General features: G+C 68.8%; 19 protein-coding genes and 1 pseudogene. 10 read left to right on the top strand and 10 right to left on the bottom strand.

Translation table 11 applies throughout. The annotated features are described in order from the left end of the window. Positions 1-40: 40 nt before the first annotated feature. Positions 41-973 (bottom strand): LysR family transcriptional regulator, encoded by a 933-nt coding sequence (locus tag EV192_RS33505; RefSeq protein ID WP_132122604.1) that lies wholly within the window; start codon positions 971-973, stop codon positions 41-43. A gap of 83 nt (positions 974-1,056) precedes the next feature. Between EV192_RS33505 and EV192_RS33500 the strand changes: the two genes are divergently transcribed. Next, complete coding sequence (locus EV192_RS33500) at positions 1,057-2,340, top strand: MFS transporter (RefSeq protein WP_132122603.1); 1,284 nt, start codon at positions 1,057-1,059, stop codon at positions 2,338-2,340. Between the two features lie 154 nt (positions 2,341-2,494). Here EV192_RS33500 and EV192_RS56235 read toward each other — a convergent pair. The 4 genes and pseudogenes from EV192_RS56235 to EV192_RS33480 form a co-directional block, all read right to left on the bottom strand. Continuing rightward, positions 2,495-2,914 (bottom strand): annotated as a pseudogene (locus EV192_RS56235) (CpXC domain-containing protein); the annotation flags it as partial. Between the two features lie 7 nt (positions 2,915-2,921). Beyond that, positions 2,922-3,473: a hypothetical protein gene (locus EV192_RS33490; protein ID WP_132122601.1), complete on the bottom strand. Its 552-nt coding sequence runs from the start codon at positions 3,471-3,473 to the stop codon at positions 2,922-2,924. A 13-nt stretch (positions 3,474-3,486) separates the two neighbouring features. After that, a complete protein-coding gene (locus tag EV192_RS33485) occupies positions 3,487-5,160 on the bottom strand; it encodes a hypothetical protein (RefSeq protein WP_132122600.1) in 1,674 nt (557 codons plus the stop codon). Between the two features lie 81 nt (positions 5,161-5,241). Next, on the bottom strand, positions 5,242-5,982 hold the full coding sequence (locus EV192_RS33480; RefSeq protein WP_132122599.1) for a maleylpyruvate isomerase family mycothiol-dependent enzyme: 741 nt from the start codon (positions 5,980-5,982) through the stop codon (positions 5,242-5,244). Positions 5,983-6,254: 272 nt separating this feature from the next. Here EV192_RS33480 and EV192_RS33475 point away from each other — a divergent pair, with 272 nt between their 5' ends. Further along, on the top strand, positions 6,255-6,554 hold the full coding sequence (locus EV192_RS33475) for a DUF1905 domain-containing protein (protein WP_132122598.1): 300 nt from the start codon (positions 6,255-6,257) through the stop codon (positions 6,552-6,554). Positions 6,555-6,580: 26 nt separating this feature from the next. Further along, positions 6,581-7,168, top strand: coding sequence for a hypothetical protein (locus EV192_RS33470; protein ID WP_207926350.1), 588 nt, complete (start codon positions 6,581-6,583; stop codon positions 7,166-7,168). Here EV192_RS33470 and EV192_RS33465 read toward each other — a convergent pair whose 3' ends face one another. Further along, positions 7,169-7,471, bottom strand: a complete 303-nt coding sequence (locus tag EV192_RS33465) for a hypothetical protein (protein WP_132122596.1) — start codon at positions 7,469-7,471, stop codon at positions 7,169-7,171. 68 nt (positions 7,472-7,539) lie between these two features. After that, complete coding sequence (locus EV192_RS33460; RefSeq protein WP_132122595.1) at positions 7,540-9,423, bottom strand: ATP-binding protein; 1,884 nt, start codon at positions 9,421-9,423, stop codon at positions 7,540-7,542. Positions 9,424-9,492: 69 nt separating this feature from the next. Between EV192_RS33460 and EV192_RS33455 the strand changes: the two genes are divergently transcribed. Further along, the gene (locus EV192_RS33455; protein WP_132122594.1) at positions 9,493-10,362 is read left to right on the top strand and encodes an alpha/beta fold hydrolase; all 870 of its coding nucleotides are present in this window, start codon (positions 9,493-9,495) and stop codon (positions 10,360-10,362) included. A 27-nt stretch (positions 10,363-10,389) separates the two neighbouring features. Here the strand turns inward: EV192_RS33455 and EV192_RS33450 are convergent, their stop codons facing one another. After that, the gene (locus EV192_RS33450; protein WP_243727241.1) at positions 10,390-11,088 is read right to left on the bottom strand and encodes a response regulator transcription factor; all 699 of its coding nucleotides are present in this window, start codon (positions 11,086-11,088) and stop codon (positions 10,390-10,392) included. Between the two features lie 406 nt (positions 11,089-11,494). Here EV192_RS33450 and EV192_RS33445 point away from each other — a divergent pair, with 406 nt between their 5' ends. From EV192_RS33445 to EV192_RS33435, 4 genes are all read left to right on the top strand, one after another. Next, a complete protein-coding gene (locus tag EV192_RS33445) occupies positions 11,495-12,763 on the top strand; it encodes a DUF4434 domain-containing protein (RefSeq protein ID WP_132122592.1) in 1,269 nt (422 codons plus the stop codon). Between the two features lie 173 nt (positions 12,764-12,936). Continuing rightward, complete coding sequence (locus tag EV192_RS54250; protein WP_165960758.1) at positions 12,937-13,077, top strand: hypothetical protein; 141 nt, start codon at positions 12,937-12,939, stop codon at positions 13,075-13,077. 195 nt (positions 13,078-13,272) lie between these two features. After that, on the top strand, positions 13,273-15,387 hold the full coding sequence (gene pabB, locus EV192_RS33440; protein WP_207926349.1) for an aminodeoxychorismate synthase component I: 2,115 nt from the start codon (positions 13,273-13,275) through the stop codon (positions 15,385-15,387). Further along, entirely contained in the window at positions 15,363-15,944 is a 582-nt protein-coding gene (locus tag EV192_RS33435; RefSeq protein WP_132122590.1) for a GNAT family N-acetyltransferase, read from the top strand. Before pabB ends, EV192_RS33435 begins: the two co-directional genes overlap by 25 nt. Here the strand turns inward: EV192_RS33435 and EV192_RS33430 are convergent. Then, positions 15,917-16,825: an SMP-30/gluconolactonase/LRE family protein gene (locus EV192_RS33430; protein ID WP_132122589.1), complete on the bottom strand. Its 909-nt coding sequence runs from the start codon at positions 16,823-16,825 to the stop codon at positions 15,917-15,919. The two genes, EV192_RS33435 and EV192_RS33430, sit on opposite strands and share 28 nt — an antisense overlap. A gap of 66 nt (positions 16,826-16,891) precedes the next feature. On the opposite strand from EV192_RS33430, the gene EV192_RS33425 reads away from it, so the two are divergent. Next, a complete protein-coding gene (locus tag EV192_RS33425) occupies positions 16,892-17,887 on the top strand; it encodes a tetratricopeptide repeat protein (RefSeq protein ID WP_132122588.1) in 996 nt (331 codons plus the stop codon). Positions 17,888-18,150: 263 nt separating this feature from the next. Further along, positions 18,151-19,797, top strand: a complete 1,647-nt coding sequence (locus EV192_RS33420; protein WP_132122587.1) for an IS1182 family transposase — start codon at positions 18,151-18,153, stop codon at positions 19,795-19,797. A gap of 613 nt (positions 19,798-20,410) precedes the next feature. On the opposite strand, the gene EV192_RS33415 is transcribed toward EV192_RS33420, so the two are convergent. Continuing rightward, positions 20,411-21,268: a GNAT family N-acetyltransferase gene (locus EV192_RS33415; protein WP_132122586.1), complete on the bottom strand. Its 858-nt coding sequence runs from the start codon at positions 21,266-21,268 to the stop codon at positions 20,411-20,413. Positions 21,269-21,305 lie beyond the last annotated feature (37 nt).

The following is a 21,305-nucleotide window of genomic DNA, read 5'->3' as shown; positions in this document are numbered from 1 at the left end:
CGCCGCGTGATAAAGCTGAATGGCTTCACATTCACCCCTGTCATTCAGATGGCGCAGAACGTTGAACCCAGGGCGGCGTCCAGGTGTCGGCGTTGTCGTCGGGGCTGTGGGCGCGGAGATACGTCCGCAGGGCGGTGAGGGTGGGGTGGGGGTTGTCGTGGCGCCAGATCAGGGAATGGGGGTAGGCGGGGGTGGGGTGGTGGATGGGGATTCGGCGCAGGTCGTAGTAGGCGGGCCAGAGGATTCGGGTTTGTTCGCCGACGAAGGTGGCGATGTCCGGGGAGCCGGCGATCACGTCGAGGAGGGGTTCGATGCCGAAGTTGGGGCCGGTCGCGTCGATGGTGAGCCCGAAACTCGCTGCCAGGTCGGCGTAGTAGGCGGCCCATTCGGTGCCGGTGACGATGCCGGGCATCCAGATGCGGTGGCCGACCAACTCCGCGGGGGTGACGGCTGGGGTGTCGGCGAGTGGGTGGGCTGGTCCGGTGAGCAGTTCGATCGGTTCGTTCAGGACGCGGGCGGTGGAGACACCGTCGGGGCGCTTGGTGACCGCGCGGAAGGAGGCGTCGATGGTGCCGGAGCGGACGGCGGCGATCGCCGAGTCGGCGTCGAAGAGGGTGACGACGTCGAGTTCGACGTCCGGATGCGCCCGGTAGAAGTCACGCAACAGCCCCGCGGGGGCCAGCCGCCGGCCGATCACGTCCACGCGCAGCGCGCGGGAACCGGGTCGCACGGAGGCGACGGCCCGATCTGAGGCGTGCAGGAGGGTACGCGCGTGCGGCAGGAACGCCTGGCCGTCGATGGTGAGCTGGGAGCCGCGGGCGGTGCGGGTGAACAGCCGGACCCCCAACTCCTTCTCCAAGGTGGCGACGCGTTTCGACACGGCCTGTTGGGTGACCGACAGCTCGACCGCGGCGTCCTGGAACTGACCGGCGTCAGCGGCGGCGACGAACGTGCGCACGGCATCGAGATCCACCCGTCCCACGGTAGAGACACAACCGGACGTTGTGGCTCACCGACACGACGGTTGTTTGATCCAGGGACCCGCCACCCGGTTCGATCACCGCCGTGGGTAGGCGATTCGGATGGTTGTGGGCGGCTTACACGATCAGCACGTTCGGCACGTTTCTGGCGTTCGACGCGTTCCCGTTGATCGCGATCTACGTGCTGCACGCTGGAACTACCGCGGTTTCGGCGCTGGCGGCCGCGGGTCTGGCGGTGGGCGCGGTGGCGGCGGTGCCGCTCGGCGCGTGGTTGGAGTTCCGGCGCAAACGACCGGTGATGGTCGCCATGGACCTGGTCCGGTTCGCGGCCATGCTCAGCGTCCCGGTCACGTTCGCCCTCGACATACTGAGTTATCCACAACTTCTGGTTGTGTCTATTGTGGTCGCCACGGCTGACATCGCGTTCCAGGCGGCGTCCGGCGCGTACCTGAAAACGCTGGTCGCACCGGGCGACCTGCTCGTCGCGAACGGACGGTTCGAGTCGACGGCCTGGACCGCGACCGCGCTCGGTCCGCCCCTCGGTGGCGCCGCGATCGGCGTGTTCGGCCCGGTCACGACCGTCCTCGCCAACGCGGTCAGCTTCCTGCTCTCGGCCGTGGGCATCCGCGCGATCGGCGGCGACGAACCGCGGCCGGAGCGAGCCGGGCCACCGCGACCCGGCGAACTGCTCGAAGGGTGGCGTTACGTACTCAACCACCCCGCGCTGCGCCGGCTGTTCCTCAACCAGATCCTGGTCGGCGGCCTGATCATGGCGACCGCACCGCTCCTGGCCGTGCTCATGCTCGGCGACCTCGGCTTCGCCCCGTGGCAGTACGGCCTGGCGTTCGCGGCACCGTGTGTCGGCGGCCTCATCGGCGCGCGCCTGGCAAGGCGTCTGGTCAAGAAATTCGGGCAACGCAGGATCATGCTGGTCTTCGGAACGTTGCGCGCGTGCTGGTCCATCGGGCTGGCGTTCGTCGGTCCCGGCGTCGGCGGACTGCTGCTCGTCATCGCCGTCCAATTCGGCCTGGTCAGCTGCATGGGCGTGTTCAACCCGGTGTACGCGACCTACCGCCTCCAGCAGATCCCGACCGACCGCGTGGCCCGCGTCCTGACGGCCTGGTCGGTCAGCAGCAAGGCCACGATCGCCACCCTGACCGCACTGTGGGGTGTGCTGGCCGGCATCACCGGACCCCGCACCGCCGTCGCGATCGCCGGGGTGCTCATCCTGATGACGCCGCTCCTGCTGCCGCGAGACCGGCACGTCCGTCAAGCAGGATCCGACCAAGATCGACATACGGACCCACCTGCATCTCCTGCAGCACCGACCGCCACCCGTCGGACGTCGCCAACGCCATGACGTCCTCGGTCGGCACCGACACCCGGAACTGCTCGTCCTCGGCGGACCACAGCACCATGTCCACCGACGTCGAATCCGCCGACACGACCCGAGGACGGCGGCTGGGCGCCACCACCGCGCCCGTCCGCATCAGGATCGCGAGCTTGGCCACCTCCACGGCCCGGTCGTCGAGCCCGGCGTCCAGCAGCCGGATCTTCTCGGCGAGCGCGTCCAGCCCGAACACCGCGCGGACGGTGAAGCCGTCGGCCTCGGCCCGCAGGAACGCCGGGGCGAGATCGATGAGCGACTGCCGGAACACGTCCATCGGCTGCTGTTCCAGGTTCGCCCACGCGCGTTCCATCGTGCTGGGGAACTCGCCGATCCACCGTTTGCGGTCGAAGTCGACGTAGATGAGCGGGCCGTCGGCGCGGTAGCCGATCCCGCAGCCGGCGCAGGTGAAGCACTGGAACGTACCGGCCACAATGGACTCGACGATCTCAGGGACGCGGGAGCCGTGCAGGCTCATCGCGACCGTCTCGACGTTGGCCGTGCCGCACGCGGTGCAGGTGATGGTCTGGGGACGGAATACGGACACGGTCGCCCTACCTCGCAGGATTGTCGTGACGGACTTCGAAGCTCCCGTCGGCCTTGCGGAAGACGCGCGAGCGCCACGGCGGCGTCCGGGACGTCTTGTTCCAGTACTCGACGACCTGCTGCCCCTCCACGGAAACGAGTCGCGGCAAGGTCATCACCGCCGGGTTGCCGGACTGGTCGATGGCGAACTGGGTGAGGAACGGCGTCCCCGGGTTGCCTTCGAGCTTGCCGACCGCCCCGGCGACCACCATCGGGTCGACCTCGCGTTCGCCGTAGCCGAGCGCGCGCAGCACAAGCGGCAGCGTCACGTCGAAATCGGTGCGGACCTCCCCGTCGAACACCCCGGTCACGCCGACCCGAGAGTCCTTCAGGTCGTACGCGTAGAAGACGAGCATGCCCGGCACGGGCGGCCCGATCTCCACCCGCAGGCTGTCCTTGGGCATGTCGAACTGCTTGCGCAGGGCGGACCGCAGATGTTCCTCGTCGACCATGTTCCCCGATCCTTGTGGACTAGACGTCGCGCACGCGCCCAACACCAGCACGGCGACGATCATGATCACGACCCGCGACACCTTAGGGGAAACCAGGTCCCGTGTTCGGCGCGGGCAGTGCCGGGCCGGTGCCGCCCGCGCCCTCACCGCCGGTGGCGGCGTCCACGTTGACGTCGAACCACGCCTTCGTGGCGGGGTCGACGGCCGCGAGCAGCACACCTTTGGTGGGCGGTGTGTAGTAGACGTTGTACGCCTCCGCGATCCATTCGCCCGGCGCCCGGAACTGGTACGACGACACCTTCCTGGACCGCGCGACGGGATCGTAACTCCACCACTGGCCGGGATACGCCTCCTGGTAGACGCGGCCCGCGATATGGATGCCGCCGGTGTCCGACGGGTTGTACCACGGGTCACCGGGGTTCTTGTTCGCGAAACAGATCTGCAGCGCCTGCACGGCGTTGTCGTTGAGGATCGCGGTCTGCGTCGCCGGCGGCAGCGAACCCCAGAACGGCAGCGCCTGCAGATGGGCCTGGATCTGTTCCGGCGTCCGGTCGGTGATGGCCGACTGCAGGACTTCGACCACAGCGGTCTTCTGCTCCGGCGGCAACCCCGCGATCGCCCCCGCGCTGGCCGTCACGAGCGTCGACGCCAGGCCACCGCCGTCGCCGTGGGCCTGCCAGTTACCGCCGGACGCGTGGCCGACGCAGTAGCTCGCCGCCAAGCCGAGCCGCCGGTCCACGGCATGCCCGACCTCGTGCCGGACCACCCCGTCGAACAGGTTCTGGCCCTGCAGCGGCACAGGCACGACCCCCATCCCGCCGCCGCCCGGGTTGCCCGGACCCACGACCGCGTTCAGGGCGCGCAGGTCGCCGTAGCCCATGGCGATCCGCCCGTCACTGCCGTAGTAGCCGCCGGCGAGCCCAGCGTCCTTGTACCGGTCGATCCGCGCCAGGTCCGGGTTGGCCTCCACCGCGCCCGCGGGCAGTCCCTGCAACACGTTGTACATCCGGCGCAGGCTGGCGCCGTCCCATTCCTCGGCCGTCTCACCGCGGTGCGTGTCGGTGCCGAACTCGATCCGGAACCGCAGGTGCAGCCACGCTTTCAGGGTCTCCACCTCGGTGTCCGGGGTGGCGTCGAACAACGTCCGCAACGCGGCGTGCTCGGCCTCGCCGATCGTCCCCGACCGGGCGAGGTTGCCGGCCAGCCGGGACCGGAACCCACTGCCGAGCTTCTGCGCCAACGCGGTCTGCTGCGCGGGCTGCAACGCCACGAAGATCCGGAACACGCCCAACGCGTCCGCGTCCGTGATCGCCCAGTCGAACACGCCGTAGCTGAGCAGGTTCTCCACGTACGGCTGCACGGCGTCCGGCCCCATGGCGACAAGGACCTTGGTGAACGCCGACGTCTGCCGCGCGCTGCCCGGCAGGTTGTCCAACAGGCGCGTCTTCGCCGTCTGCGACAGCCGCCCCAACGCGGACGTCAACGCCGGCGCTGGGAGCGACGCGAGTTCGTTGAGGGACTCGGTCGCCTCCTCGTCGGTGACCGCCCAGTCGGTGGCCGAGTACGACATCTTGTCCTCGACGTCGCTCACCACATCCCGTTGCACGGTAACGGGTGTGCCGCCGGACAGCAGTCCGCTCAGCGCCCTGTTGCCCGCTCCTTGCAGCGCGGCGACATCCCGGACGGGCAGCGCCGGCCTGGCCTGCTCCTGCCCGTCCGGCTGCCGGTCCACGCTCTGGTGACTGTCACCGCTCATGCCCGTCCTTTCCCGCTAGGGCGGACCGTAGGGCATCAGACGGGCTGCAGCATGCCCAAAAGGGCAGTCGGGCGGGCCTCGTCAGGCGGCGTAGTTACGCAACAGCCGCAACGCGGTGGTGCTGTGCGGTCCGGTCGCGGTCAGGCCCGACTCCTCAGGCGTCAGCCGGCGGGCGCCGACCCGGCAGAACGCCCCGGCCGGCCCGCTGATCACCGACTCGGCGTCATCCGGACCGTACCGCCAGACGTCGCCGTCCGGGCCGGTCAACTCGGCCCGCACCGGGGCGAACTGTTCCTCAGCCAGCGCGAACGCGTACGGCAACGTGCGGTGTCCGAGCCACGCGATGTGCCGCAGCCGCGCGGTGTCCGGGTACGGGATGCCCAGCGGCACGGTGATGTCCAGGGCGTGCGCCCAGTGCTCCGCCAGCCGCGTGGTCGCCAGCGCGGCTGGCCGCAACGGCGCGGACGCCCACGGCGTCCTGCGATCCGGGTCAGCCGCGCGCAGCACCTCCACGGACCGCCTCCGCGCCGCCTGCCAACGCGGATAAACCACGTCCGGGCCGGCGCGCTCGGCGTCGACCCACATCGCCATCGCGTCGTCCACGCTGGTCGGGCCGCGGTCCCCGGCCAGCCTGTTGGGCATCACCGGGCCACCGGTCACGGTCGCGGCGACGGTCTCCTCGCTCTGCGCGAGATGCAGCACCACGTCCACGTTCGTCCAGCCGGCCGCGTCCGACGGATGGTTCCAGTCGGCCTCGGACAACCCGGCGAAGATGCCGTCAAGCCGCTCGTACTCGGCCTCAAGGTCGTCGAAGATCTCCATTACCGAACAGTAACCTCCCGGACGCCGGATGATCGAGACCCGCTTGGCCACGCCGGTCATTTACGCCGCGCAACCCGCCCGACATCGCCCCAACTCCAGCGGCGACCAGCTCAGAGCGGAGATGTCGGTCGCGTGGGGCGCGGTGGACCGGTGGGGGTGGGCGGCCCCCGTAGGGGGTCGGCGATGGGCACAGGCCGGCTTCAGGCGGCCAAGGCTGTCCGAGCGGAGCGAGGACCATCAACACTGTCGGTGGCTCGTGCGACCCTCGGGGCATGGTCATCGACTTTGACGCCAAGTTGTGGGAGTGGGACGCTCGGCGGGCTGACAGTTGGACGTTCGTCAGCCTGCCCGCCGAGGCGTCCGAGGACATCCGCGAGCTGTTCGGCGGCCCGCGTCGCGGTTTCGGCTCGCTTCGGGTCCGGGTCGCCGTCGGCGGCAGCACGTGGACGACGTCGATCTTCCCGGACCGCGGCCGGGGCTACGTGCTGCCCGTGAAGAAGGCGATCCGCAAGGCCGAATCGCTCGACGTCGGCGACACCGCCAGCGTCACCGTGGAGTTGCTGGGTTTATGACTCTGGCCCATCCTTTGCGGAACCGGGTGACTCCGGAGGGCGATCTGATCGCCACCGAGCACCGCGGGACCATGTACGGCAACAGGGGCATCCTGCACAACGACGACCTGGTCATCGTCCGCCGCCACCAGGTCCGCCGCTGGCTGGTGTGCGTTCTGGAGTTCCGGGGCCGCCGCCGGAGGATCATGCAACCGCACCGCTACACCGAACTGTTCTTCCTGGACGAGGCGGTCGCGCTGGCAGCGGGACACCGGCCGTGCGCGGAATGCCGGTATCCGGAGTACCAACAGTTCCGGGCCGCGTGGGCCCACAGTGGGCCGAAACCGACAGCTGACGAGATCGACAACGTCCTGCACACCGAGCGCGGCCTGATCAACGGTGCCCGAACCACGCACCAAGCCGCCCCGGACACCCTGCCGGACGGCGTCTTCATCCGACACAAGGAGGCAAACTGGCTGCTGCACAACAGAAAACTGCGCCTGTGGACACCGGCAGGATACACCGAGTCACGGACGTTGGCTGACGGCCCGGCGGACGTGCTGACCCCGGTATCCACTGTGGACACGATCAGGGCCGGCTACCGGCCGGGTGTGCACCCGTCGGCGAACGTCTGATCAGGGGATCTGCACTTCGCCGAGGATCTCCAGGGTGCTGTCGCACTCGTACCAGGCCGACACGCCCACGTAGACGTGGCCGTCCTCGCCGGTGTAGTAGTCGACGAAGAGCTTTCCCGGGCAGTCGTGGCTGAAGGCGGCGGCGCCGACGCCGGCCTCGCTGGCGTACATGGCGCCCAGGATGGTGACGTTCGACGAGTTCCTCTTTTCCCGCAATGCTTTCGCCGCGGCGGCGTCGATCATGGCGAAGCGGGTGCTGCTGGTCCAGCCGGTCTGGTTCTGGCCGGTCCGCGATGCGGTCATCGGTGTACTCCGTTCATCCGTGGATGTCGGTACAGACGGCCGAGAAGCCGCGTTGATACACCTGACTTTCAGGAGAGCCAGCGGTCGACGGGACCGACGGTGATCAGTCCGCCACCGCCGAGTTGCCCGGCGGCGGGCCGCAGCCGAGCCCGCGTCCGTGCCAGCACAACGGAGTCGTCGAGCTGAAGCGCGAGGGCGGCCTCAACGCAGCACAACACCTCGTACAGCAGGTCAGGGGGCGGTTCCGGGAGCGCCCGCAGTGCTTCCCGGGCGTCCGGCAGGGCGAACGGTTCCGCCCACGGCCGGTACGGGCCCCAGTCGTCCCGCATGTCCACATCGGGCGGCAGGCCGTGTGCCAGACGCAGGCACAGCAGGGCCAAAGGCAGCAGGCCGTGCTCCAGCCCAGGCATCCCGGCGCCGTCCAGCCGCGTGGCGGCGGCCTGGTAGGCGGCCTCGGCGAGCGGGCTCCCGGTGGCGGCCTGACGCAACGCCCGGTACCACTCGGTGAAAACGCCGACGAGCGGCAGTTCGTGGCGCTCGGCCAGGCGATCCACCGCGGAAGCGTGGTGGTCGGCGGTGGTCAGGTCGCCGAGGGCGCTCAGCGACTGGACGCGGATCAAGTGGCCGAGCACCTGGTACGTGACCAGGTCGTGGCGAGTGGCGAGGGCGAGGACTTCGGCCCCGATCGCGTCCCGGGTCGGCGCCAGGCCGGCCGCGGTGCAGGACTGCATGAACGTGCCGTTGAGGGCGAACGCCAACAACGCCGGATCGTCCAGGCTGCGCGCGATCCGCTCGGCCTCCCGCGCCGCCTCGGGCCCACGCGGCGTACGGACACCGCGTGTCTCCAGGGCGATGGTGGCCAGCAAACGACAGCGTGTGGACGAAGCGTCCGCAGGCAACGCGGTGAGCGTTCGCTCGGCCGCCGCGACGAGCTGCCGCGCCATCTCCGGGTCGTCGCTACGGGTCCAGATCGCGGGGACGTCGTACGCGCCGATCACCCGGGCGGTCAGCTCGGGGTCGCCGGTCTCCTCAGCCGCGGTGACGGCCGCCAGGCGATGCTGCCGGGCCGCCTCCAAGCCACTGCCACCGGTGACTGCGAGGTTCCGCAGCAGGCCGACGGTGGATTCGAGGCGGGCACGGGCGCCTGCGGCGACCACCCGGTCGTACGCCTGAGTCGCCTGCGCCCACAGCTGGGCCGGTGGATCCAGCCGTGGGTCCTGGGCGAGGACCTCGGCTTCCAGGCGGCGCAGGCGCGGGCCCGGGTCCACGCCCAGGTGCTCGATCAGCATCGCGCGGGCTCGGCGCAGGACCGCGAGCGCGTCCGCCTGGCGACCCGTCCGGTAAAGCGCCAACGCCAGCAGCCGCCAGGCGTCCTCCCGCCAGGGGTGTTCGGCCAGGTGCGCGTCCAGGTCCGGCACCGCGTCGGCCGCCCGGTCCAGGGCCAACAGCGCCTCGGCCCGCTGCTCCACCGCACGCAGCCGCAGCTCGGTCAGCCGGGTCCGCTCAGCCCGTGACCAGGGCTCCTCCGCGAACTCGCCGTAAACGGGCCCACGCCACAGCCCGAGCGCCGCGTCCAGCTCGCTCAGCGCCCGCGAAGGCGGCAGCTGCGAAGCCGCCGTGACGATCGAGTCGAACCGCCACGCGTCCACGGCCTCGGCGCGCAGCGCGTAACCGACGCCCTCGGTGACCAGCAGACGCGCCGGAGCACGACGCGGCCGCTCCGGCTCCAGGACCTGTCGTAGGTCCCCGACGAAGGTCCGCAAGGCGCCCACAGCGCGCGGAGGCGGCTCGTCCCACAGGTCGTCGACCAGGCGATCAACCGAAACGACCCGCCGCCTGGCCACGATCAGCCGAGCCACCACGGCCCGATGCCGCGGTCCTCTCAGCGCGAGCGGTTCGCCGCCGCGCTCGGCCGTCACCGGCCCGAGCACACCGAACGTGACCTCGTCCACCCCCACCTCCGTTCACTGATCGGCTGCTGATCCGGGTCCAGCATGCTCGGGTCGAGGAAAGGATCACCCATGACACCGACCATTCCAGGCTTCGACTACCAGCGCGTGACGGTCGCCGACCGGGTCGCGTTGAACGTGGCCGTCGGCGGCTCCGGCAGCCCGGTCGTGCTGCTGCACGGCTTCCCACAGACCCACCTGATGTGGCGGCACGTCGCCGCCGACCTCGCGACCGACCACACCGTCATCTGCCCTGACCTGCGTGGCTACGGCGACAGCGACAAGCCCGCCGACACTGACGGCACAACCTACGCGAAACGCACCATGGCCGCCGACATCGTCGCCCTCGCCCGCGAACTCGGCCACGAACGGTTCGCGCTGGCCGGGCACGACCGGGGTGTGCTGGTGGGATTCCGGGCGGCGCTCGACCACCCGGCCGCGGTGACCCATCTCGCCCTGCTCGACACGCTGCCGACCCTGGACACGTGGGACGTGCTGCACGGCAGGTCCGCGGCCGTGGCGTTCCACCTGTACCTGATGGCTCAGCCGCCGGGCCTGCCCGAGCAGCTCATCGGCGCCGCACCGGACGCCTTCTTCGGCCACTTCCTGGACGTGTGGAGCGTGGGCGCCATCCCCGCCGACGTACGCGCCGCGTACCTGAAGGCGTCCCGCGAGGCCGTGCCCTCCATCGTCGCCGACATCCGCGCCTCGGCCGGCATCGACATCGAGCACGACCAGGCCGACCGGGACGCCGGCAGCCAACTCCGCATGCCGGTCACCGTCATCCAACAGGACTGGGGCGCGGCCCTCGGTTTCGACGCGCCCGCCCTGTGGCGCGCCTGGGCCACGAATCTTCGGTACCTGACGACCACCAGTGGTCACTTCATGGCCGAGGAAACCCCTGCTGAGATCAGCAAAGCCCTGCGCGACTTGATCCACTGAGGACCTGGCGGACCGGCGGTCAGCCGGTCATACCGCCACGCGAGAGCCGACTGAGCCCAGCATGGCGCGGCCATTCGGGACACTCGCCCGGCTGCTCCGCGAGGGCTGGAGCAGCCCGACGTGAAAGGCGGTCGCCACAGCGTGCGCACGATCTCGCGCGGCCAGCTTCTTGCAGATGTTCTTGACGTGCGTGCGGACCGTCTCGGCGGAGATGAACAGCGCGGTGGCGATCGCCTTGCTCTGCAGGCCCTCGGCGATCAGCAAGAGCACCTCGTGTTCCCGCCTGGTCAGCTCGACGCCACGGGCACCGCAGGTCTCGGCGGCGTGCTCGGCGATCCGGGCGAGCGCGGGGTGCAGGTAACGGTCCCCGCCGAGCACCTTGTGCATCGCGCCGAGCATCTCGTCCGATGTGGACGTTCGAGGGATCATGCCGCGCACGCCGGACGACAGGGCCGTCTGGACGTACGCGGCGTTGTACAGCGGCTCACGCACGACCGCCAGGATCGCGACGTGCGGCTGCGAGGCGGTGACGAAGTTCGCGAAGTGACTGTAGGGATCAAGTACGGCGTCCAGCACGATGACATCGATGTCACGTTGCACACGGGGGTCGGCCGCGACGCTGAGTGACGCCGTCGCGCCGAGCAGCCGCATGCCGCCGGCTCGCCGGACCTGCTCGGACAACGCGTCTCGGAACAGCGGGATGCTGTCGAAGATCGCTACGTTCACGACCCGCTCGGCGGCTGAGCCTAAGGAGACGCTCGGGTGGCGAAGCCTGAGTGGTGCGGTCATCTCGTCACTCCAACGTGGTCAACTAGGGGTGACCGAACGCTAACCGGCTACGCATGGTCGCAACAGCGGTTGCGCCGGCCAGGTTCGTCGCAACCTGCCGTGTCTGTCCTGAAAGGATTCAATCGTTCCCAGGTCGGCGGTTGGTTCCGAAGACAAAACCTCGATTCGGCGAGCCACCGGCGCAGCCGATGAAGCCTTCGGCTGCGCCGATGACATCGCCCAGCCGGGTTACCTCTTGAGTGCGCCGGGCAACGCGACCCGCCTTGGCCGACCATTGGCGGTCGTCAACAGTCGGCCGCGCCGGCGCCCGACGGTTCCAGGTGCGGTACGGCAGGATGAAGGTATGCCGCGGCAGCCGAAACCGAGACGGACGACGGCGTGGTGGTGGCTCGCGGCTGTTCTTGTCGTGGTGGTGGCGACTTCGCTGAGTGTCTCCGCACGGGACAAAGTGGACACGACTTCTCCCTGCGCGAAAGCTCCCGCCGCGCGGCTCGGCGCGTCCTTCGTGCAGCCGACGATCGACGCGGCGGACGGCCGGCCGTGGCGTGCGGACCAGGCCGTCGCCGAACTGGCCGACGCCTGCGTCGACACCGTGACCATCCAGTGGACCGCGTACATGACCAACGCGCAGTCATGGACGTCCTACGGGGGCACGCTGGACGCCCAACTGGCCGACTTCACCCAGGGACCCGACTTCGTCACGGGTGTCCTGGAAGCGGCCAAGGCCAGGCACATGAAGGTGTACCTCGGGCTGGTCGCGGACGACCGGACCGCGCCAGCCACACCCAACTGGCGCGCCCTGTGGAACTTCACCCCGCAGCGGCAACTCGACTATCTGACCAGGCAGGCGGCGATCCAGCAGGCGGTCGCCCGCGACCTGTGGAACGCCTACGGCACACGGTTCGCCGACACGATCGCGGGGTGGTACCTGCCGTTGGAACTCAGCAACATCACGGTGCTGCACCCGGCGGTCGGCCAGCCCGGTGTGACCCGGATCGTGACAGCCCTGTACCAACCCGTTGTGTCCGCTTTGGACGTCCTCACTGGACGCCGGCTGGACGTCGTGACCTCACCGGCGTTCAACACGTGCACCGGACAACTCGACCGCTGCCAGGCGACCGACCAACAACCCGCCGACCAGAACCAGGTCAACGGCTGGTACCGGACGTTGCGGAGCATCGTGTCCTGCGGCGGCCCGAACGTGCTCGCGGTGCAGGACGGCGTGGGCGCCGGCCACGCCAGTTCCGACGACTCGGTCACCTGGCTCCGCGCCGCCGCCGCCGCGATCCGGGACGGCGCCAGGAGCCAGTGCGACCTGCCCGGTGTCTCGGCGAGCCCACGGGCAGGTGCGCGACTTCGCGCGGTCATCGAGACGTTCAAGCCGAACCCGCAGGCAGGCGCGGCCTTCGTACCGGGACCGGTCCTGCCGTCCGACGGGCCGGACGACTGGACCACGCGGATGACCAGGATCGCGAACGACCCGGTCATCCGCGCGTCCGGCGTGTGGAGCGACGAGATCTGGGGCTTCTCCTACGAGCACTACGACAGCCCCCAAGCCGGCTACCCGACCCAACACCGTCAGTACCGCCGCTACCTCGGTCTGCTGCCCTAGCAAGCGCCGCGTTCGGGGCGGCGGGTCGCGGCCGGCAGCATCATGTTGATCTCGCAGAGTTCGCGCGCGAATTCTGCGCACTGGTCACAGTGGGCCAGGTGGGTCTCGATCCGGGCCTGGTCGCGCGATGACACGGGCCGCGGGCGCGGGGTGTACCGCACCGGATCCGGCGCGTGGCCGCGTTGACCGGGCTCGCGCCGAGCCGGCCCGAGGACCTGCAACTGCTGGGCGGCGCGCTCAGGGCGTGGCGGGCGCGAGTCGCGGAGATCACGTCCGGCCAGGCCGAGCGGCGGCCCAACTGGCCTGCGACCTAGTAACCTCAACGAGGGCACTTCGCCGGAGTGGGCAGGGCATGATCGACTACATCGCGACCGCCGATGACGTCAGCAAGGTCCGATTCTGGCGGCCGTGTTCTCGGCGCTGAACGAACGCGTCGAATGGAAGGACGGCCGGCTCACCGTCCAGACCGGATACGAGTTCCACTCGAACCTGGACGGCCAGGGGGCCACGTGCGAACCATTCTGATCGACAACTACGACTCCTTCACCTACAACCTCTACCAGCTCCTCGGCGAGGTGAACGGGCAGCCGCCGGTGGTCGTGCGCAACGACGTCGACTGGGCCGACGTGCCGATCGCGGCGTTCGACGCGGCAGTGATCTCCCCCGGTCCCGGCCGGCCCGACCGACCGCGGGACTTCGGCGTGAGCGCCCGTGCCATCGAGAGCAAGCTGCCGGTGCTCGGAGTGTGTCTCGGCCACCAGGGCATCGCGCACCTGTTCGGCGGGCGCGTGGGGTTCGCGTCCGAGCCGATGCACGGACGTGTCTCCGCTGTGCACCACACTGGGGTGGATCTGTTCCAGGGGCTGCCGAATCCGCTCCACGTGGTGCGGTACCACTCGCTGACGGTCACCGAACTGCCCGCCGACTTGGAAGCGCTCGCCTGGACCGACGACGGCGTGCTGATGGCGGCACGGCACCGAACCCGGCCGATCTGGGGCGTCCAGTTCCATCCCGAGTCGATCAGCAGCCAGTGCGGCCGCGAACTGCTCGCCAACTTCCGCGATCTCGCGATCGGCACGCGAACCCCGACCTTCACCCCTGAGCCGATCGCAGTTCCCCGACAGAGCACAGTGAACAGCTATCGGGTGCATGTTCGACAGCTGGACGCGCTGCCCGATCCCGAGACCGCCTACCGCGAGCTCTTCGCCGACGGCGAGCACAGCTTCTGGCTGGACAGCAGCGCGGTCATCGACGGGCTGTCCCGGTTCTCGGTCATGGGCGACGGCAGCGGTCCGCTCGCCGAGCACGTCACGTACCGGGTCGCGGACGGCTTCGTCCAGGTCCGCCGGTCCGACGGCTCGACGGAGACCGTCCCGCGGCGCTTCTTCGACTATCTCGACGACCAGCTGCGGCAACGGGCCGTTCCCGTTCCGTCGGGCCTGCCGTTCGACTTCAACCTGGGCTACGTCGGCTATCTGGGCTACGAGCTGAAGGCGGACACCTGCGGCCAGGCAACACACCAGGCCGAGACGCCGGACGCGGCGCTGCTGTTCGCAGATCGGGCGGTCGTGTTCGACCACCGCACCGGGACCAGTTACTTGCTGGCGCTTAGCCGGGACGACTCGCCAGCGACCGCGTGGCTCGCGGAGACCAGCGACAAGCTGCTCGCCTTACCCCGGCACGAACCTGGACCCCACACGAAAGTACTCACCGCGGAACCCGATGTCCTGGTCGAGGCACGGCACGACCGCGAGGCGTACCTCAAGCGCATCGACGAATGCCTGGACGAGATCCGCAACGGCGAGTCCTACGAGATCTGCCTGACCAACTCGGTCACCGTGGACGCCTCGATCACGCCGCTGCGCACGTACAGCCACCTGCGCCGGATCAGCCCGGTTCCGTACGGCGCGCTGCTGGACTTCCCCGGTGTCGCAGTGCTGAGCGCGTCACCGGAGCGGTTCCTGTCGATCAGCGCGGCCGGTGTGGCGGAATCCAAGCCCATCAAGGGAACCCGGCCGCGCGGCCGGACGCCGGCCGAGGACGAGGCGTTACGTCGTGACCTGCTCAGCCAGGAGAAGGACCGCGCCGAGAACCTGATGATCGTCGACCTGGTCCGCAACGACCTCAACAGGGTGTGCGAGATCGGCTCGGTCGGTGTGCCGAAGCTGTTCCACGTCGAGACGTACGCGCCGGTGCACCAACTGGTGTCGACCATCCGCGGCGAGCTGCGCGCCGGGCAGTCGGCCGTGGACTGCGTGCGGGCCGCGTTCCCCGGCGGGTCCATGACGGGCGCGCCGAAGGTCCGCACGATGGAGATCATCGACCGGCTGGAGGAAGGGCCTCGGGGTGTCTACTCCGGCGCGCTGGGCTGGTTCTCGCTCAGCGGCGCGGTCGACCTGAACATCGTGATCCGCACCCTGGTGGTGACCGAGGGCTCAGTGAAGTTCGGTATAGGTGGGGCGATCGTCGCGCTCTCCGACCCGGCCGAGGAGTTCGAGGAGACGCAGGTGAAGTCCCGGGCCATGCTCACCGCCGTCGCGGCGACCAACGCCCAGTGGGCCAACGGTCCCTTGTCCCCTCTCTTGCATAGGATCACACCGTGTTGCGACCCGACTACCCGCTGACCTCGGAACGGCTCGTCCTGCGCCCGTTCACCCACGACGACTTCGACGACTTGTACGCGTACAACTCACTGCCCGAGGTGGCCCGATACCTGTACTGGGACGCCCGCGACCGGGACCAGGTGCGAGCGGCCCTGGACAAGAAGGTCACGCAGACCGAGCTGACCGAGGAAGGCCAGTACCTGATCCTCGCGGTGCACTGGCCGGCGGCGGGCAAGGTGGTCGGCGAGGTCAACCTGGAATGGCTGAGCGTGGAGCACCGCCAAGGTGAGACCGGCTTCGTGTTCCACCCTGACTACCAAGGCAAAGGCCTGGCCCGCGAGGCCGCCGAGGTGATGCTCCGGCTCGCCTTCGAAGACCTCGGGCTGCACCGCGTCATCGGCCGCTGCGACCCGCGCAACGAGCCGTCCTGGCGGCTGCTGGAACGGCTCGGCATGCGCCGCGAGGCCCATTTCGTGCAGAACGAGATCTTCAAGGGCGAGTTCGGCGACGAGTACGTCTACGCCATGCTCGGCTCGGAGTGGAAGGACCGTCAGGCGTCGACCACGAGCACCTCGTAGGTGGGGTTGGTGGGCGGATAGCCGGTGTCGAAGTGCGCGTTGGCCACGGCGAGCTTGTCGCCGAACTTGGCGGCGCCCAACGGAACCCGGAAGTTCTGCGGGTCGACGATGTCCTTCTCGAACGTGCCACCGCCCAGGTCGTCGCTCAGCCGCCACCGGCTGATCTTGTTCTGGAAGGTCTGCACCGCCCACAACTCGTGCCCGTCGAGCACCAGGCCGTCGGTCTGGGGCACGTCGACGCCGGCGACCACCGCACTGGCGCCGGTGAACGGGTTGATCCGGACCAACTTGCCCAGGTCCTGCGGGACGACGAACAGCGCGTTCCCGGAGGCGGTGGCGGCGATGTCGTTGACCGTGAAGTGCCCGGGGTCGCCGGCCGCCGGGCCGCTCAGGTTCAGGGTGCGTACCGGTCCGGGAACCCCGAACGCCGTCGGCACGAAGTACAGCTTGGGCTGCAGGGAGTCGGTGAACCACGCGCCGAACGGGGTCGTCACCACGTCGTTGATGAACGAGGTGGCCGGGTCACCCAACTTGTAGCTCGCCACAAGGGCCCGGGTGCGCGTGTTGTAGACCTCCGCCGTGCCACCACCGCCCGCGACGAACAGCAGGTCGTGGCACTTGTCCACATCCAAGCCGACAGCCATACCGCCCGGCCGCTGGATGAACAACTCCGCTGTGCCCTTGCGGACATCGCCACGGTAGATGTCACCGTGGAACAGGTCGCCCGCGTAGAACGTGGTGCCCGTGCCGGCCGCGACGGGCTCAACGGAATGGGCGCCGGGCAGCGTAATCACCCGTGTCGGGGATGCGGCGGCGGCCGGCGTGACGAACGCCACCACCATGGATAACAGCAGCAACGGCAGGACAAAGACCCTTCGCATCGCGATTCCTCCCAGTAGACCGGTGTCCGGCTGCCATCGTGCCGTACCGGTCAATAGCATGGGATCATGGCGCCTTCGCGCATAGCAGAACTGAACGAGCGCGGCCTGCACCTGGCGAGCACCGGCCGACTCGACGAAGCGCTCGCGGTGTTGCGTGAAGCGGTCTCCCTAAGCCCTGTCGATCCTCTGGTCCTCGGCCGGGTACTGAACAACCTGGGCCTCGTGCAAGCCTGGCTGGGCAGGTCCGCCGAAGCGACCGCCACCACCGAAGAAGCCGTGCGCGTCTACCGAGAATCAGCGAACACGGCCCCCACACAGATCCGCCCACTGCTCGCGGACTCCCTGGACAGCCTAGGAAACCGACTCGCCGCCCAAAGCCAACACCACGCCGCCTTCACCCCAGCACAGGAGTCCGTGGACATATTCCGCGAACTGGCAAAGTCCGATCCAGACACCCACACCCCCAACCTGGCAAGAGCACTGAACAACCTCAGCATCCGCCTCTGCGACATACACCGCCACAACGCAGCCCTCGACGCCACCCAAGAAGCAGTGAACCTGTACCGCCAACTCCACCTCACCGCTCAGTCGGGCCTGACCACCCCATCCCTTCTCGCCAGCCAATCCGGTCTCACCGATCAGTCCGGCCCCACCACCCCATCCACCCCGACCGGCCCGTCCAATCTCGCCGATCAATCCGGGCTTGCCACCCCATCCAATCTCCCTACTCCAGCCACTCCCGCCGACCCAGCCACTCCCACCGACCCAGCCGGTCTCGCCGGCCAATCCGGCCTCGTCTACCTGTCCGGCCTGGTCTCGGCCCTGGCCAACCTCGGCCTCCGACTGGCCCGCCTCGACCGCCCCACCGAGGTCCCCGCACCCACAATCGAAGCAGTCAACCTGCTCCCCACCTTGACCGACCACCACCCCGCGAACCAACTCAGCGGCGTCGTCGAATCCCTGACCTGGCTCGGTTGGTACCTCAAGAAACACGGCTACCGCCGCGAGGGCCGCACCACCACCAAGGCCGCCACCACCCTCCGCCGCTCACTCACCGCTTGAGCTTCTGGCTGATCACTTTGCCGCAGTTCTCTGGACTGTCGGGGATTGTCCACTCGCTGCGTTTCTTTCGGACTGCTGACAGATGTTCGCTCGCCGCTTAGGCAGGCCGCCAAGAGGGAGCCTGTTGTCGTATTTTGCTGCTGTGATTGGGTTGTTTGGTCGTGGCGTCTCCCTCCCGTGTGACACTGTTGGTTAATTCAATCTTTGTTGGTAGGGCATGATGTTGGTGTCGTGGTTGCCAGGTTTGCTGGGAGGTTGTCGGGATGTCGCTGCGGGCAGGAGTGATGGGTTCGGTGCCGGTGGAGACGGCGCGGGTGGCGCGGGCGGCGTTTCCGAAGGGCTCTCCGGCGATGCGGCTGCGGGATGCGCTGGGGCCGTTGTTTCGTGATGCGCAGTTCGTGGATCTGTTTCCCAAGCGAGGTAAGCCCGGGTTGTCACCGGCGTTACTGACGATGGTGTCGGTGTTGCAGTATTGCGAAGGGCTGACCGATCGGCAAGCAGTGCAGGCGATGGCGGGTCGGATTGACTGGAAGTATGCGTTGGGTGTGGAGTTGACCGATACCGGGTGTGATTTCTCGGTGCTGTCAGAGTTCCGGGACCGGCTGGTCGCGCAGGATGCCGGAGTGCGGATCCTGGATACCATCCTGGACGCGGCGCGGGAGAAGGGCCTGGTGAAGAAGCGGGGCCGGGCGCGGACGGACTCCACTCACGTGGTGGGCGCGATCCGGCAGATCAACCGGCTGGGGCTGGTCGGCGAATCGTTGCGGGCCGCGCTGGAGCAACTCGCCGACGCCGCACCCGAGTGGTTGACGGAGCATGCCGACCTGGACTGGTTCGACCGTTACGGCCGACGGATCGAGATGTTCCAGTTGCCTGCCAAGGACACCGAGCGGGCCGCGCGGGCCGCGCGGGTCGGCGCGGACGGAATGCGACTGTGGCAACTACTCACCTCGACACAGGCTCCGGCCGGGTTGGCCCATCTGGAGCGGGTGGAGTTGTTGCGGCGGGTGTGGGTGCAGGAATATCACGTGACCGACGGGATAGTGGTGATGCGGGACCCAAAAGACCGCCCGCCAGCCGGGGTCCGGCTGGTATCCCCGTATGACCCCGACGCACGGACCGGCAAGAAACGTCACACCTACTGGGACGGCTACACGCTACATGTGACCGAGACATGTGACCCCGGCCTGCCCCGGCTGGTCACTCATGTGGCCACCACCTCTGCGTCGGTCACTGATGTCGAGACGACCGAGGTAGTCCATGAGGGACTTTCCGGGCGGGGTTTGCTGCCAGGCGAGCATGTGGTGGATGCCGGGTATGTCACCGCGCACACCCTGACCCGGTCCGCTGCGCGTGGGGTGAGGGTGGTGGGACCGGTGTTGCCGGACACTACGTGGCAGACCACCACCGCGCGGGGGTACGCGGCCGCGGACTTCCGGGTCGACTGGGGCGCCGGGGTGGTGACCTGCCCGCGTGGCAAGCACAGTACGGGGTGGGCGCCCCGCCCGAATCGGCATGGCACGCCGACTATTTCGGTGTCGTTCCCGGCTGAGGCGTGCCGGCCGTGTCCGGTGCGTGAGTTGTGCACGACCAGTGTGTGGAAGGGACGAACGCTGACTCTGTTGCCCCGGCCGGAGCATGAGGCGCTTACCCGCGCTCGTCTCGCGCAGCGTACCGACACCTGGCAGGACGACTACCGGTCCCGAGCCGGGATCGAGGGGACTCTTAACCAGGCGGTGAACACGTTGGGTGCCCGTCGTGCCCGCTATCGCGGGCTGGCAAAAACCCATCTACAACACCATTTCACAGCGGCTGCGCTCAACTTCATACGGATCGACAACCATCTCACCGGCAGGCCACTGGCCCCCACTCGCGTCAGCACACTCGCCGCACTCAAGCCCGCTGCCTGAATTGACCAACAGCATCCCGTGTGGCCTGGGCGAAGCCAATCGCATCTGCCAGGTGGGGTCCACACCCACGGAACCCAAGGAAGGTCCGCCTACGAAACCCAACAAAAGACGGAAGCCATACGGACCGGAAGACCAAGCTGGACCCCACCTGGCAGATGCGATTCCCTTGGGCAGGCCACACGGGAGGGAGACACCACGACCAAACAACCCAACCACACCAGCAAAACCCGACAACAGACTCCCTCTTGGCGGCCTGCCCGAGCGGCGAGCGACCTGTCTTTGGCGAGCGCCAGCGAGGTGCGCCCGCAGACGACTTCCAAGCCATGGGGCAAGTGTTGGTCGGCTTTGCCGCGGTTGTCACGGTGTGGGGCGGTTGTCGTTGCGATCGTCGCCAAAGGGGCGCCTGCTGGTGTGTCCTCAGCCGGGTCGGCCACAGCGGTCGGCGTTGTGCGCGATGGTCCGTTTCGGGTGAACAGGCGCGGATCGAGAGGTGGTTCGCTGTGCATGATTCCGCTACCCGGGTGGCGTCCCGGCTGTCGGGCCGGAGCGGATTGGTGAGGCGCAACGACAAGTGGGTGTGCCGGAGGGCGCTCTCGGCTGGGACATCCGTGCGCTAGGCGGCCTTGACCAGGATCGCCCGGGTGTAGAGCAGGTCGAAGCCGCTGCGTTGGGCGTTCTGCTGGGACTTGGAGCCTGGTTGGGTGGTGATTACGGCCAGGTCGCATCCTGCGGCGACGGCGTCGGCGAGCCGTGCGGACAGCATCGCGGTCTGTACGCCGCGGCGGCGGTGGGTTGGGGCGGTTGTGGCGCCGGCGAGTTGGGCGATACCGTCCGATGTGCGCATGCTGGCGGCGCCGGCGAGCGTGCCGTCGCGCAGGGCGAGGTAGCGGTGCACGTTGGCCACTGTGGACAGGTCGCGCACAGCGTTTCCGATGACTTCGCGCGGGAATTCCTCGTGCGACGGCACTCCTTGGGTGTCGGGGTGGGCGAAGCCGTCCACCACCACGTCCAGCCACGGCTCGAACTCGTCGTCCCCGCTCAGCCGGACCTCCACTCCGGGGGGTGTCACCCGTTCGTGGCCACCTGTGAGGTCCCTGCCCAGCACGTTCTCGAACGACACGAGTCGGTAGCCCCGCCCGGTCAGCAGGGCACCGATCGCTGGGTCGGCCAGGTGCGTGAGCTCGACCTGCACCGGCGCGCCCCGGGCGGCGAAGGCCCGCTCCACCTCGTCGAGTACGGCAGTGTCCGGCACCCCGCCGAACCCGAGACCGAGCACCTTGTCGAGCGGTGAGTCCGGCTCGGCGTAGCTGGCGGCGCCACCGGCGACGGGGATCACGAAACCCCCGGTCTCCGGTCGGCGCCGCAGGGCGGCCTCGCTGCCCTTGACGATGAACTCGGTCTCGGCGCGCTCGATACGCTCGGCCAAGGCGATATCGCAGAACAGTGACTGCCGTGGGGCGAGGTTGACCATGGGGTAGTTATATCGCCCCCGCAGAACGAAACGCGCC

Source organism: Actinocrispum wychmicini (assembly GCF_004345645.1).
In the GTDB taxonomy this organism is placed as follows: domain Bacteria; phylum Actinomycetota; class Actinomycetes; order Mycobacteriales; family Pseudonocardiaceae; genus Kibdelosporangium; species Kibdelosporangium wychmicini.
The sequence above is the reverse complement of the archived record's forward strand: the minus strand, read 5'-3'. Positions and strand labels throughout refer to the sequence as shown.

What these genes read in the sequence shown, in the direction of transcription:
- EV192_RS33430 (WP_132122589.1), bottom strand. Translation starts at nt 16,825, where the DNA reads ATGCGAAGGGTCTTTGTCCTGCCGTTGCTGCTGTTATCCATGGTGGTG.
- EV192_RS33465 (WP_132122596.1), bottom strand. Translation starts at nt 7,471, where the DNA reads ATGACCGCATCGCGGACCGGCCAGAACCAGACCGGCTGGACCAGCAGC.
- EV192_RS33480 (WP_132122599.1), bottom strand. Translation starts at nt 5,982, where the DNA reads ATGGAGATCTTCGACGACCTTGAGGCCGAGTACGAGCGGCTTGACGGC.
- EV192_RS33475 (WP_132122598.1), top strand. Translation starts at nt 6,255, where the DNA reads ATGGTCATCGACTTTGACGCCAAGTTGTGGGAGTGGGACGCTCGGCGG.
- EV192_RS33445 (WP_132122592.1), top strand. Translation starts at nt 11,495, where the DNA reads ATGCCGCGGCAGCCGAAACCGAGACGGACGACGGCGTGGTGGTGGCTC.
- EV192_RS33415 (WP_132122586.1), bottom strand. Translation starts at nt 21,268, where the DNA reads ATGGTCAACCTCGCCCCACGGCAGTCACTGTTCTGCGATATCGCCTTG.
- EV192_RS33485 (WP_132122600.1), bottom strand. Translation starts at nt 5,160, where the DNA reads ATGAGCGGTGACAGTCACCAGAGCGTGGACCGGCAGCCGGACGGGCAG.
- EV192_RS33455 (WP_132122594.1), top strand. Translation starts at nt 9,493, where the DNA reads ATGACACCGACCATTCCAGGCTTCGACTACCAGCGCGTGACGGTCGCC.
- EV192_RS33420 (WP_132122587.1), top strand. Translation starts at nt 18,151, where the DNA reads ATGTCGCTGCGGGCAGGAGTGATGGGTTCGGTGCCGGTGGAGACGGCG.
- EV192_RS33425 (WP_132122588.1), top strand. Translation starts at nt 16,892, where the DNA reads ATGGCGCCTTCGCGCATAGCAGAACTGAACGAGCGCGGCCTGCACCTG.